The following is a 12,854-nucleotide window of genomic DNA, read 5'->3' as shown; positions in this document are numbered from 1 at the left end:
TTTCAAGTTTAAAAGGTTATGGCGCACTGTAAACCCAATGATGCCCGGGAATACGGTGCCGGAGTAATCACAGCCGGAAGCAACTGCATGCTCACATCGGGGCTGATATCGAATTGGTAGAGCTGGGCATCGACATATGCATCGATCATACAGACCAGATATAATCCTACCATAGAAATAATACACAAATCACGATTACGCCTGTAAAAGTCCTTTTTCCGTTTTAGAGAACCTTTCAACCAATCGAGATTTGCGTTAACAAACTCATCATTCCGGTTATTATAGGGCAAAAAATTAATATAGCTGTTCGTCGTCGGGTCATTATCCATAATATCCCTGTACGCCATAGAATAATCGGTATAATAACGATTATTCCAGGATGTTGCATATATCAGCCCCATATAACCGCCGATTACAATCGGCAGCTTCCAATAGCGACGGTTATATATCTGCCCCAGCCCCGGAAACAAAGCCGAGTACCAAACGGCTTTCATCGGATCGGGTGTAAATAATAACGAGTCGGGAATCACCGGAAGAGGCATACCTGAAGGAGGAGCCTCCATCATCTCTTTCTTGTTTTGCTTTACTTCGTTAATCCCTTCATTTATGATACTATCGGCAACAATCGTAACCGGTGGGCCGACCTCGAGAGTATCTTCAACAACGGGTTGCTGAGCCGAAAGATTTGTTGAAAATAATAAACAAACCATAGTAACAACGGCACAAACACCCGTAAACAAGGAATTACAATATTTTATGTTCCGAATCGTACCCAATGTCTTTTCTTATTTCAGTTGGTCGAAAATTGCCATGAGACGTTCCAGTTCTTCTTCATTTTTAAAAGGTATACTAATCTTTCCCTTTCCGGACTGATTACAAGTAAATTGTACCGGTGTCTTAAAGAAAGACGATAAATGCTTTTTCAGTAAATCATATTCCTCCCGTACTGCAGGTTTAGTTTTCGATATTACCTTAAGATTACCCTCTCCAGACGAATACTCTTTTACCAGTTCCTCGACCTTACGTACCGAATAACCGTTTTCCTGAATCAATTCATAAATTCGGAGTTGCATAGCCGGATCATCGATAGAGAGCAAAGCCCTCGCATGCCCCATATCGATGTGTTTGTTTTTAAGCCCCATTTGTATTTCTGCCGGAAGCTTCAACAAACGCAGATAATTGGCAATTGTTGCCCGCTTTTTCCCGATACGTTCACTCAATCTTTCCTGAGTAAGCTCGTATTGTTCGATCAATTTCTGAAAGGTAAGAGCGATCTCTATCGAATTCAGATCTTCCCGCTGGATATTTTCGATGAGTGCCATTTCCATCATCGTCTCATCTTCTGCAGTACGCACATAAGCAGGAACAGATGTAAGACCTGCCATAAGCGAAGCTCGATATCGGCGTTCTCCAGCTATAATCTGATATGTACCGTCGTCAACCTGACGTAAAGAAATAGGCTGAATTATTCCCAGTTCCCGAATAGATGTCGCAAGTTCGGCTAAGCCATCGGAATCAAACTCCCGCCTGGGCTGATCGGGATTAGGCTTTATTTTCGAAAGTTCAATCTCATTTATAGACGACGAGCCAGATGTTTTAACATCATCCATCGTTATAAGGGCATCGAGTCCCCGACCTAAAGCATTTCTTTTAAATGTAGCCATATTTTTTTAATCTATGGGCCTGTATCTTATTTCCTTTTTGTCCTGTTTATCAATTCCTGTGCAAGCTGTAAATGATTAAGACTTCCTTTCGAATCCTTATCATAAAGTAATGCCGGTATTCCATGGCTGGGAGCCTCGCTCAGGCGAATATTCCGTTGTATCACCGTAGTAAATACCATATCCCTAAAATGTACTTTCAACTCCTCATATATCTGGTTAGCTAAACGCAAGCGAGAATCATACATCGTCAACAGAAAACCTTCGATTTCGAGAGCTGGATTCAGTTTCGATTTTATAATCTTTATTGTATTCAGTAATTTGCTGATGCCTTCGAGAGCAAAATATTCTGCCTGAACCGGAATAATAACCGAATCGGCTGCAGTAAGTGAATTTACCGTTATCAGACCTAAAGAAGGAGAACAATCAATCAGGATATAATCATATTCTCCTTTCACCTCATCGAGAAGTACAGCCAAAACACGCTCTCGGTTCTCTATATTCAAAAGTTCGAGCTCAGCACCCACCAAATCGATTCGAGAACAAACGATATCGAGTCCCGGGACACAAGTCTCCGCAGTTGCTTTACGCAAAGACTCTCCATTGATAAGGCATTCGTAAATTGAAGTCGTTACATTTTTTAAATCGACTCCTAATCCCGAAGATGCGTTAGCCTGAGGATCGGCATCTACTACGAGCACCTTTTTATCAAGAGCGGCCAGCGAAGCGGCCAGATTGATTGAAGTCGTGGTTTTCCCCACTCCCCCTTTCTGATTTGCGATAGCGATTACTTTACCCATAAATTTCTGTATTAATCAGAAACAAAGAAACATCTTTTTATCGTCCTCACGTTATCAAACCCCGACAAAATCGGTTAATTGTTGAAAAGTCATTCAAATTGTTGATAACCTCCCCTGCATGCCAACCTATTAAAGAGCACATACTTTTGTTGCAAATATAATATTTTTACAGAAGAACCCGACCTTATTTCAAGAAATTTAGCACTCGGAATAAGCAACCTGAAAAATTTCATGTCCGGCAATCTCTTTTTTTTGTATTTTTGCTTTTGACAAACGTATTCGACATAAAAATGACAACAAGTAAATCCAATTTTTCCAAACCTCTTATTTTAGTCACCAACGACGACGGCATCGACGCAAAAGGAATAAATGAATTAATAAAAATGATCGACAGTCTGGGAGAAATCCTGGTAGTTGCCCCCGATTCTCCTCGATCAGGACAATCGAGCGCTATATCATCGGGATATCCTCTACGACTTATACCCGTAGAAAAGAAAGAGGATTTTACCTCTTTCAAAACAAATGGAACCCCAGTAGATTGTATAAAACTCGCACTTAACTTTCTATGCGACAGACGCCCCGATTTATTGGTATCTGGAATAAACCACGGATCAAATGCAGGAGTTAGCGTAGTATATTCAGGAACAATGGGGGCGGCGATAGAAGGTGCAATCGTAGGCATTCCTTCGGCAGGATTTTCACTCTGTTCTCACAACCCCGATGCAAACTTTTCAGCATGCAGCGATATCGTTACTTTTACCTGTCGAAAACTCCTTGAACAAGGATTACCCCAATCGGTATGCTTAAATATCAATATCCCGGCATCCGACAAAATTAACGGTGTAAAAGTCTGTCGTCAGGCACATGGCTATTGGACCGAAGAATACGATCGTAGAACAGACCCATATGGAAAAGATTATTTCTGGCTTACCGGACAATTTATAAATCTCGAACCCGATAACGAAGAAACCGACGAATGGGCGTTAGCTCACAATTATATCTCTGTAGTACCTACGACTTACGATCAATCGGCCATAAAATACATCGATACGACTCGCAACTTATTTTCCGAATAATACTTATATACAACTCGATCGAGTCAAATGACATTATACTACTTATTATAAATCCGGATTTGCCTTATCAAAGATAGATCCGGATTTTTTGGATATTTTTTGCATATACATACCTATGTAAAGTATAATCAATGTTAAAAAGAGAAGATTTAATTATCATTTCTGCATATATACTGCATATATTCAATTTTAATCTTTAAATTTGCATCATAAAAGCATATTTATGCACAAATAAAGTTTGTAAGAAACCCAAATTACGAAATATATGAAAAATAAGACCGAAAGATTGCAAGCGATAAAAGAAATTATCATAAATAATCGTATCGGAAATCAGGATGATCTTTTGAACATCCTTACCGAAAGGGGATTCGATCTTACTCAGGCAACTTTATCAAGAGACCTTAAACAATTACAGATTGCAAAAGTTCCGAGTACAGATAAAGGGTATATGTACGTTCTTCCCGGCACTGGAAGTATCGGCAAGATTATGCAATCGAAAGTCAATAACGAAATAAAAGTATCGCCTTCGGGATTTATATCGATAGAATTTTCAGGACAAATCGCCGTTATAAAAACACGACCCGGCTATGCCAGCGGTATCGCTTACGACATCGACAGCCGTGCAACAAAAGAAATACTGGGAACAATCGCTGGAGACGATACCATATTGCTCATCTTACGGGAGGGGATCCGGCAAGAAGACATTCTCGCCTCACTAACCGATATCATCCCCAACATACAATAAAAAACGATTTACAGATATTCACAACCGGCCGATACCGGATTATATTATAGTTATTAAACAAAGAAAATGGAAGATACAATTGAAGTAATTGTAGCAAGCGAAAAGCACTTGCCTTACGTAGATACAATTCTCGATACAATCGAGAAAGCAGCTAAAGTAAGGGGCACGGGTATCGCCAAGCGTTCGCCCGAATACGTAAAACAGAAAATGCTCGAAGGCAAAGCTATCATCGCTTTAGACGGTGACAAATTTGCAGGATTCTGTTATATCGAAAGTTGGAGTAATAAAAAATTCGTTGCAAACTCCGGACTTATCGTAGTAGAATCTTATCGAGGACATGGTCTGGCAAAACGCATAAAACGACGTGCTTTCGAATTATCACGAGAACGCTTTCCCGATGCTAAAATATTCGGCTTAACTACTGGACTCGCTGTAATGAAAATCAACTCGGAATTGGGATACAGACCTGTAACTTTCTCGGAACTGACCGACGATGAAGCCTTCTGGAAAGGATGTCAGAGTTGTGTTAACTACGATATACTGCAACGTACTAATCGTCGTATGTGTCTTTGCACCGGGATGCTTTTCGACCCCCATGCAAAAGACGAATCTGAAAAAAAATAAATTATTAACCGGATAAAAGAGAATGTGATTATGAAAAAAGAAAAAGTAGTTTTAGCCTTCAGCGGAGGTCTCGATACCTCTTTCTGTGCCAAATATCTTACCGAAGATTGTGGATACGAACTATATACGGCAATCGCCAATACCGGTGGTTTTAATGATAGAGAACTAAAAGCAATCGAAGAAAAAGCATACAAGTTAGGGGCAAAAAAACACGTAACCCTCGATATTACTCAGGAATATTATAACAAAAGTATCAAATACATGATATTCGGAAACGTATTGCGTAACGGAACTTATCCCATTTCGGTAAGCTCAGAACGTATCTTTCAAGCTATCGCTACCATCAACTACGCCAAAGAAATAGGCGCCGATTATATAGCCCATGGAAGTACAGGAGCCGGAAACGATCAAGTACGTTTCGATCTTACGTTCCAGATACTGGCCCCCGAAATAAAAATACTTACGCCAACCCGGGACATGACACTCACCCGAGAATACGAAATCGATTATCTGAAAAAACACGGATATGAAGCCGATTTCAAAAAAATGGAATATTCCATCAATAAAGGATTATGGGGTACCAGTATCGGAGGAAAGGAAACACTGAAAAGTAACGAAACTTTGCCCGAATCGGCCTATCCTTCTCAGATGACGGCTAAAGAAGAAGAAACCCTTACCATCGATTTCGAAGCAGGAGAAATCGCTGCAATCAACGGCAAAAAATACGATGATAAAGTAGCCGCAATACAGAAAATCGAAGAAATCGCATCGAAATTCGCTATTGGACGCGACATGCACATCGGCGATACGATTATCGGAATCAAAGGCCGTGTAGGATTCGAAGCTGCTGCTCCCATGATTATTATTAACGCGCATAAAATGCTCGAGAAACATACGCTTACCAAATGGCAGCAATACTGGAAAGACCAGATAGGTACCTGGTATGGTATGTTTATGCACGAAGCGCAATATCTCGAACCGGTTATGCGCGACATGGAGGCATTCCTTCAAAGTTCGCAACGAAATGTTACAGGGCGTGTAATAATCGACCTCAAACCTTATCACTACATACTTGTCGGCATCGAAAGTGATTTCGACCTTATGAAATCAGATTTCGGAGAATATGGCGAAGTAAATAAAGCCTGGTCGGCAGACGACGTAAAAGGATTTACTAAAATATTGGGGAACCAGATGAAAATTTATCATTCGGTACAAAACAAAAATAAAAAATAAAATTCGTGAAACGAAGAAGATGAATTTGCGGGCGACGAAAACCGTAATTTGTCGCCCGCATTTTTAATCTTATCTTTGTACGAACAGACAATAGTCTGTAAATTTCAAACTTAAATATTATTATCAGAATGATACGAGCTGGAATTGTCGGAGGAGCCGGATATACGGCCGGGGAACTCATCAGATTACTGATAAATCATCCCGATGTAGAAATCGTTTTCGTTAACAGTAACAGTAATGCCGGTAATAAAATTACCGACATACATACTGGGTTATATGGAGAAACCGATCTAACTTTTACTGACGAACTACCCTTCGACCAAATCGATGTACTTTTCTTTTGTACAGCACATGGCGATACGAAGAAATTTGTCGAATCGCATACGATTCCCGAAGACTTGAAAATTATCGACCTATCTACCGATTACAGAATCGAATCACCCGAACATGAGTTCGTTTACGGTCTTCCCGAGTTGAACCGTAAACGCATTATACGATGCAAACGCATAGCCAATCCTGGGTGTTTTGCCACAGCAATACAATTGGCATTGCTACCTTTGGCAAAAAATCTGATGCTCAACAATACGATACATGTAAATGCCATCACCGGATCTACTGGAGCAGGGCAAAAGCCGGGTGCTACCTCGCATTTTAGTTGGCGTAACGATAATATTTCTATATACAAACCGTTTACCCATCAACATTTGGAAGAAATACGCCAAAGTTTGTCACAATTACAAAACAGCTTTAAAAGCGATATCGATTTCATCCCTGTGCGCGGCAATTTCTCAAGAGGTATTTTCGCTACATTATATCTAACTTGCAATACAGATCTGGACGAAATAAAACGCATTTACAACGATTATTACGACGATCATTCTTTTACATTCGTTGTCGATAAAAATCCCGATCTGAAGCAAGTAGTGAATACAAATAAATGCCTGCTTTATCTCGAAAAACACGATGACAAATTACTGATTGTTTCAATAATCGACAACCTGTTGAAAGGTGCTTCGGGGCAAGCCGTACATAATATGAATCTGCTATTCGGGCTCGAAGAAACGGTAGGTTTAAAACTAAAACCTTCGGCATTCTGATTTTAAAATTCATCCGGCTTCGATCAGCCGAATATAACTTTAAGCATATCATTTAAAATGAAACTATTCGATGTTTATCCTCTTTTCGATATCGAAATCGTAAAAGGAAAAGGATGTTATACTTACGATACCAAAGGAAACGAATACCTCGATTTATACGGAGGGCACGCCGTTATCTCGGTGGGACATACACACCCCTATTATACACAAAAAATTACCGAACAGGCTGCCAAATTAATCTTTTACTCTAATTCGGTCATAAACTCTTTGCAAACTCAATTGGCAGAAATGCTGGGTAAACAATCGGGGTATGAAGACTACTCGTTATTTCTTATCAATTCGGGAGCCGAAGCAAACGAAAATGCACTGAAACTGGCCTCTTTCCACACCGGAAAGAAAAAAGTGATTGCTTTTAAAAAATCGTTTCACGGACGCACGTCGGCTGCTGTAAACGTAACCGATAATCCTAAGATTATAGCTCCTATCAATAGCACGTTTGAAGTCAGTTATCTATCGCTGAATGATATAACCGCCGTACAAAAAGAAATATCACGAGGAGATGTATGTGCAGTAATCATCGAAGGTATACAGGGAATTGGAGGAATACAAGTTCCCGATGTAGATTTTATGCGACAATTACGAGGATTATGCACACAAAACGGTGTAATTCTTATTCTCGATGAGATACAATCGGGATATGGTCGTAGCGGGAAATTCTTTGCTCACCAATACAGCGGTATACGCCCCGACATCATCACGATCGCAAAAGGAATGGGTAACGGTTTTCCCATAGGCGGGGTATTAATAAGCCCCATATTTTCTCCCGTTTACGGAATGCTTGGAACGACTTTTGGAGGAAACCACTTGGGTTGTTCTGCAGCTATTGCTGTTCTCGAAATCATGGAAAGCGAAAAGTTAGTAGATAATGCGGCAAAAGTCGGTGAATATCTGATAAAAGAATTGAAAAAAATACCGGCTATTAAAGAAGTACGCGGACTCGGGCTTATGATAGGTCTCGAATTCGATTGTCCTGTAAAAGAACTACGACAAAAATTATTATTCGAAGAAAAAGTTTTTACTGGTGTATCGGGAACAAACGTGATAAGACTTCTTCCACCGTTATGCCTAAGCAAAGAACAAGCCGACATATTTATCGGCAAACTTAAAAAGGTACTAAACGGATAGTTCTTTTTCATAATCGTGAATACGGCAAAAGGATTCTCTTTTTGCCGTATTTTTTATAATTCTATCTCTTTGTGACACTTAAAAAAATCTTATCTTTGAGAAAATAATTGATGGAACATTTAAATTAAAACAAATTATAACGGTATCAGTAGTAAATAAAATCCGATGAAGAAACACAAATTTTCAAATTCGATTGCAACTGAAACCGATAAAACAAAATAATATGAAAATAACGATAATAGGAGCCGGTAATATGGGTGGCGCTATTGCACGAGGCTTAACTTACGGCAATATGATAAAGGCAGAAAATATTACTGTAACCGCCGCAACTTCCAAGTCATTAGATATAATGAAAGAATTCAATCCGGCAATACATACGACAACCGATAATCGACAAGCCATAAAAGATGCCGATATTATTATGATAGCTGTGAAACCATGGCTGATCGACCATATTGCCGGAGAATTGAAGCCAGTAATAGATATCCGTAAACAAATTATCGTTTCTATCGTAGCTGGAGTTCCTTTTTCACACCTTACAGACCTTTTTAAAGATAAAAATACAACTCCGTCTTTGTACCGTGTTATCCCGAATACGGCTATCTCCATTAGAGAAAGTATGACGGCTATTGCAGCATTCAATACTACTGAAGAACAAGATAAACTTATAATTGACATTTTCAATGAACTAGGGAAATCGGTACTTATCGAAGAAAGACTTATGACGGCAGCAACCGCCCTTTGTTCCTGCGGTACCGCATTTGCATTACGCTATATTCGAGCAGCGATGGAAGGAGGCATAGAGTTGGGACTTTATGCAGAACAAGCTCGAGAAATTGTGGCTCAAACTGTAAAAGGGGCTGCCGGTTTATTATTGCAAAACAAAACACACCCCGAAGCCGAAATCGATAAAGTCACAACACCGGGCGGTATCACTATAAAAGGATTAAATGAAATGGAAGAAGCCGGATTTACCACAGCTGTTATAAAAGGATTGAAAGCTGCAAAATAACAAATAAACACAAAATATCGCCTGTTAATTATTATCAATAATATACGGGCTTCAGAAAAATCTCGTAAATTTGAAAAATAACCAATAAAAATTACCATGTCAGTTAACAAAGTGATCCTTATCGGAAATGTCGGAAAAGACCCCGATATACGTTATCTCGATAATAATGTATGTGTAGCCTCTTTTACATTAGCCACAACCGAAAGAGGTTATACAACCGCATCGGGTGCTCAGATACCCGACCGTACAGAATGGCACAATATCGTACTATGGCGTGGATTAGCAGAAATTGCAGAAAAATACGTACGCAAAGGATCTCCTCTTTATATCGAAGGAAAAATAAGAACTCGTTCATGGGATGATAAAAGTGGCGTACGCAGATATACAACCGAAATTTATGCTGATAATATGGAACTTCTTGGGCGTAAAAGCGATATGACGGCAACTCCGACGGTAAATCCTACACATCAGATGCAACCGCAACAAACTCAGCCTGAGAATAATCCTTTCGGTGGAAATAATTCATCTGATGATTTGCCGTTTTAATTTTATATTATAATTTTGCATTCGCAATTTGCTCTGTATAGCATAGTTTTTCTTACAGACAAAAACTGAGTATTTTACAGAGAACAGGTATCTTCATCTTACCGATGTAATACCTTATTGTTTAACTAATATATATATTTTGGACCCTGACAGTTATCCTTTACCGTTACTTTTCTCAACTATCGAATTTTTGCCTGTAACAACAAGCGCAATCGTTGCACTTATATTGGCCCTAATATGTTTAGGCTTTTCAGGTTTCGTTTCGGCTTCTGAAATTGCATTTTTCTCGCTTTCTCCTCAAGATTTATCAGAAATAGAAGAAAATGGACACCCCAAAGACACTGTAATAAAAAAACAACTCAAGAAATCGGAATATCTGCTTGCGACGATACTTATTGCTAATAATCTGGTAAACGTTGCCGTTGTTATGCTATGCACTTTCTTTATCAATTCCATCGTCGATTTTACAGAAGCACCCATTATCGGTTTCTTAATACAAACAGTCATTCTAACATTTCTTTTGCTACTTTTTGGAGAAATAATGCCCAAAATATACGCAACTCATAATTCACTTAAACTGGCCCGAAATGCGGTTTCCACTTTGGTATTTCTGGAAAAAGTATTTTATCCGCTGGGGAACTTTATGGTAAAATCGACAAAACTGATAAATAAACATGTCGCAAAAAAGAATCTGAATATCTCGATGAACGAACTTTCTCAAGCGCTTGAAATGACCAAGGTCGATGCTCATGAAGAAAAAGCGATGCTGGAAGGTATTATTAAATTCGGAGGGAAAAAAGTCGAAGAGATCATGACTTCTCGTATTGACATGACCGACATCGATATACGCACCGATTTTACCACTCTCATAAATCTTATTATCGAAAATGGCTACTCTCGACTACCTGTATATGATGGTAACGAAGATAATATAAAAGGAATCATTTATATAAAAGACCTATTACCTTATATTAATCGAGATAAAAGCTTTCGCTGGCAAAATCTGATGCGAACGCCCTATTTCGTACCAGAGACAAAAATGATAGATGATCTACTGGAAGAGTTCAGGACTAAAAAGATACACATGGCAATCGTCGTCGACGAATTCGGGGGAACCTCCGGTATCGTTACAATGGAAGACATCCTTGAAGAAATCGTAGGGGAAATCAGCGATGAATATGACGAAGAAGAACGTCATTATGTAAAAATAGACAACGACACTTATATATTCGAAGGAAAAACCCAATTAAACGATTTCTTCAAAATCACAGGTGTCGACGAAAATGATTTCGACAAGATATCGGAAGAAGCAGAAACAATAGCCGGATTAATCCTCGAAATAAAGCAAGATTTCCCATGCGCAAAAGAAAAAATCGTTTACGGTAAATATACATTTGTCATCCTCGAAATGGATAAACATCGAATCGTAAAGGTAAAAATAAAGATCGATCATTCTGAAGAGAGTGATCAGAAACAGTCATCATAAATATAGATACGTCACGAAATTTACAGCAATGAAATATAAACAGAAATATCATTTTCATATATTATTGTGGATATACGGGACAATCTTATTATTGATTTCATTTATAAGTTGTAAACCCGATTATACACCGAAACCGGATGCTTATTACCGAATAGAAATACCAGCACCCGAATATCAGATCGCAGACATCGACCTACCGGTGAGCTTCGAAACTTCGGTTTATACACAAATAATACAAGACTCTATACATAAAAACAGTAACTGGTTCAATATTTTATATCCGGCTTACAAAGCCACACTTTACTGCAGTTTCGAAAAGGTCCGGAACAAAAAAGAATTGATAAAAATACTTCAAGAAAATAAAGAATTGGTTTATCGCCATACTGTCAGAGCTGATGCAATAGAAGCAAAAGAGTATGAAGCCCCCGACTCCAAATTATTTGCGACCTTATACCATTTAACCGGGAATAGCGCTACCCCACTTCAGTTTGTAGTTACTGACAGTTCGAATTATATGCTTAGAGGGGCGCTTTATTTCGACAATCAAGTAAAAAACGATTCCGTTGCGCCGGTTGTCGATTATATTACCCAGGATGTAGTACACCTGATCGAGTCTATAAATAAAAACTAAACAGAAATGTCCCTTCTTTTTTCCGGGAATATAGGTCCCGAAATCCATGTAGAACTTTGGAAACCCGAAGAAAATACCGATACACTGTTGTCCTTATTAGGAAATAGACCGGTCTATACCACCTTAATAAAGGACTTTTCAAATGAAAAAAGAAAAATAGAAAAATTAACTGTAAATTTATTATTAAAACGGATTTTCGGTTACGACATAAATATAAAATACAGCGGAACAGGAAGACCTTACCTCGAGAATGAAACTTGCGAAATTTCCATATCACATACCCGTCATTGCATCGCAGTTGCCATGCACACCAAAGAAAAAATAGGGGTTGATGTAGAAACAATACAGCCCAGAATAAAAAACATTCAATCCCGTGTTTTAAACACAGACGAAATACATTCTATACAACCTGAGAATGAACTTATACATAGTACATTACTTTGGTCTGCTAAAGAAGCTATATTTAAAGCATCCGATGTAACAGATGTCGACTTTAAAGATAACATCTGCTTATCTTTTTTTATTCCCGAAACCAAAGGTATTTTCGATGCTGAAATAAAACATCCGAAACTTTACAAACGTTTCAAGATCTTTTATACGATTTATCCCGAATTTGTTTTTACCCTCTGTTATCCTTTATAAGAATACTTTTATTCTATTTCTTCATATATTCATTTTTATAAATCTGTTGCATACTTATCGTAAAAGTGTACTAATTCTCCCCGAGACTATTAAAAGGCATAATCAGGATTTTTTGC

Annotated in this window: 14 protein-coding genes; 11 read left to right on the top strand and 3 right to left on the bottom strand. The window is 38.6% G+C overall.

Annotation, left to right across the window (positions count from 1 at the left end; genetic code table 11):
- Nucleotides 1–8: 8 nt before the first annotated feature.
- Genes NMU02_RS12475 through NMU02_RS12465 form a run of 3 tightly spaced genes read right to left on the bottom strand, consistent with a single transcriptional unit; the run spans nt 9 to nt 2,461 of the window.
- On the bottom strand, nt 9–776 hold the full coding sequence (locus NMU02_RS12475) for a DUF5683 domain-containing protein (protein WP_255028284.1): 768 nt from the start codon (nt 774–776) through the stop codon (nt 9–11).
- Nucleotides 777–785: 9 nt separating this feature from the next.
- Nucleotides 786–1,664, bottom strand: coding sequence for a ParB/RepB/Spo0J family partition protein (locus NMU02_RS12470; protein WP_255028283.1), 879 nt, complete (start codon nt 1,662–1,664; stop codon nt 786–788).
- Between the two features lie 26 nt (nt 1,665–1,690).
- Nucleotides 1,691–2,461 carry a ParA family protein gene (locus NMU02_RS12465; RefSeq protein WP_255028282.1) on the bottom strand — a complete coding sequence of 257 codons (771 nt, stop codon included), beginning with the start codon at nt 2,459–2,461 and terminating at the stop codon, nt 1,691–1,693.
- Between the two features lie 290 nt (nt 2,462–2,751).
- Here NMU02_RS12465 and surE point away from each other — a divergent pair, with 290 nt between their 5' ends.
- The 11 genes from surE to NMU02_RS12410 all read left to right on the top strand — a co-directional run bounded on the left by surE (nt 2,752) and on the right by NMU02_RS12410 (nt 12,738).
- Nucleotides 2,752–3,537 carry a 5'/3'-nucleotidase SurE gene (surE, locus tag NMU02_RS12460; RefSeq protein WP_255028281.1) on the top strand — a complete coding sequence of 262 codons (786 nt, stop codon included), beginning with the start codon at nt 2,752–2,754 and terminating at the stop codon, nt 3,535–3,537.
- A 265-nt stretch (nt 3,538–3,802) separates the two neighbouring features.
- Nucleotides 3,803–4,282 carry an arginine repressor gene (locus NMU02_RS12455; RefSeq protein WP_255028280.1) on the top strand — a complete coding sequence of 160 codons (480 nt, stop codon included), beginning with the start codon at nt 3,803–3,805 and terminating at the stop codon, nt 4,280–4,282.
- A gap of 66 nt (nt 4,283–4,348) precedes the next feature.
- The gene (locus NMU02_RS12450; protein ID WP_255028278.1) at nt 4,349–4,906 is read left to right on the top strand and encodes a GNAT family N-acetyltransferase; all 558 of its coding nucleotides are present in this window, start codon (nt 4,349–4,351) and stop codon (nt 4,904–4,906) included.
- A 30-nt stretch (nt 4,907–4,936) separates the two neighbouring features.
- Nucleotides 4,937–6,139, top strand: a complete 1,203-nt coding sequence (locus NMU02_RS12445) for an argininosuccinate synthase (protein ID WP_255028277.1) — start codon at nt 4,937–4,939, stop codon at nt 6,137–6,139.
- 128 nt (nt 6,140–6,267) lie between these two features.
- Nucleotides 6,268–7,236 (top strand): N-acetyl-gamma-glutamyl-phosphate reductase, encoded by a 969-nt coding sequence (gene argC, locus NMU02_RS12440; RefSeq protein ID WP_255028275.1) that lies wholly within the window; start codon nt 6,268–6,270, stop codon nt 7,234–7,236.
- A gap of 57 nt (nt 7,237–7,293) precedes the next feature.
- Nucleotides 7,294–8,421 carry an aspartate aminotransferase family protein gene (locus NMU02_RS12435; RefSeq protein ID WP_255028274.1) on the top strand — a complete coding sequence of 376 codons (1,128 nt, stop codon included), beginning with the start codon at nt 7,294–7,296 and terminating at the stop codon, nt 8,419–8,421.
- Between the two features lie 223 nt (nt 8,422–8,644).
- Nucleotides 8,645–9,433, top strand: a complete 789-nt coding sequence (gene proC / locus NMU02_RS12430) for a pyrroline-5-carboxylate reductase (RefSeq protein ID WP_255028273.1) — start codon at nt 8,645–8,647, stop codon at nt 9,431–9,433.
- A gap of 96 nt (nt 9,434–9,529) precedes the next feature.
- Nucleotides 9,530–9,979 carry a single-stranded DNA-binding protein gene (locus tag NMU02_RS12425; RefSeq protein WP_255028272.1) on the top strand — a complete coding sequence of 150 codons (450 nt, stop codon included), beginning with the start codon at nt 9,530–9,532 and terminating at the stop codon, nt 9,977–9,979.
- Nucleotides 9,980–10,118: 139 nt separating this feature from the next.
- Nucleotides 10,119–11,465 carry a gliding motility-associated protein GldE gene (gene gldE, locus NMU02_RS12420; protein ID WP_255028271.1) on the top strand — a complete coding sequence of 449 codons (1,347 nt, stop codon included), beginning with the start codon at nt 10,119–10,121 and terminating at the stop codon, nt 11,463–11,465.
- Nucleotides 11,466–11,493: 28 nt separating this feature from the next.
- Nucleotides 11,494–12,096: a gliding motility lipoprotein GldD gene (gldD, locus tag NMU02_RS12415; RefSeq protein ID WP_255028270.1), complete on the top strand. Its 603-nt coding sequence runs from the start codon at nt 11,494–11,496 to the stop codon at nt 12,094–12,096.
- A 6-nt stretch (nt 12,097–12,102) separates the two neighbouring features.
- Entirely contained in the window at nt 12,103–12,738 is a 636-nt protein-coding gene (locus NMU02_RS12410) for a 4'-phosphopantetheinyl transferase family protein (RefSeq protein WP_255028269.1), read from the top strand.
- The last annotated feature ends 116 nt before the right edge of the window (nt 12,739–12,854 follow it).

The sequence above is a fragment of the Coprobacter tertius genome, from assembly GCF_024330105.1.
Lineage (GTDB): Bacteria > Bacteroidota > Bacteroidia > Bacteroidales > Coprobacteraceae > Coprobacter > Coprobacter tertius.
This window is presented reverse-complemented; position numbering and strand designations above follow the sequence as displayed.

Bases quoted from the DNA above. Each gene is read 5' to 3' on its own strand.
- NMU02_RS12425 (WP_255028272.1), top strand. From the start codon at position 9,530: ATGTCAGTTAACAAAGTGATCCTTATCGGAAATGTCGGAAAAGACCCC.
- NMU02_RS12455 (WP_255028280.1), top strand. From the start codon at position 3,803: ATGAAAAATAAGACCGAAAGATTGCAAGCGATAAAAGAAATTATCATA.
- NMU02_RS12410 (WP_255028269.1), top strand. From the start codon at position 12,103: ATGTCCCTTCTTTTTTCCGGGAATATAGGTCCCGAAATCCATGTAGAA.
- NMU02_RS12445 (WP_255028277.1), top strand. From the start codon at position 4,937: ATGAAAAAAGAAAAAGTAGTTTTAGCCTTCAGCGGAGGTCTCGATACC.
- argC (WP_255028275.1), top strand. From the start codon at position 6,268: ATGATACGAGCTGGAATTGTCGGAGGAGCCGGATATACGGCCGGGGAA.
- NMU02_RS12470 (WP_255028283.1), bottom strand. From the start codon at position 1,664: ATGGCTACATTTAAAAGAAATGCTTTAGGTCGGGGACTCGATGCCCTT.
- gldD (WP_255028270.1), top strand. From the start codon at position 11,494: ATGAAATATAAACAGAAATATCATTTTCATATATTATTGTGGATATAC.
- NMU02_RS12435 (WP_255028274.1), top strand. From the start codon at position 7,294: ATGAAACTATTCGATGTTTATCCTCTTTTCGATATCGAAATCGTAAAA.
- proC (WP_255028273.1), top strand. From the start codon at position 8,645: ATGAAAATAACGATAATAGGAGCCGGTAATATGGGTGGCGCTATTGCA.
- NMU02_RS12465 (WP_255028282.1), bottom strand. From the start codon at position 2,461: ATGGGTAAAGTAATCGCTATCGCAAATCAGAAAGGGGGAGTGGGGAAA.
- NMU02_RS12450 (WP_255028278.1), top strand. From the start codon at position 4,349: ATGGAAGATACAATTGAAGTAATTGTAGCAAGCGAAAAGCACTTGCCT.
- surE (WP_255028281.1), top strand. From the start codon at position 2,752: ATGACAACAAGTAAATCCAATTTTTCCAAACCTCTTATTTTAGTCACC.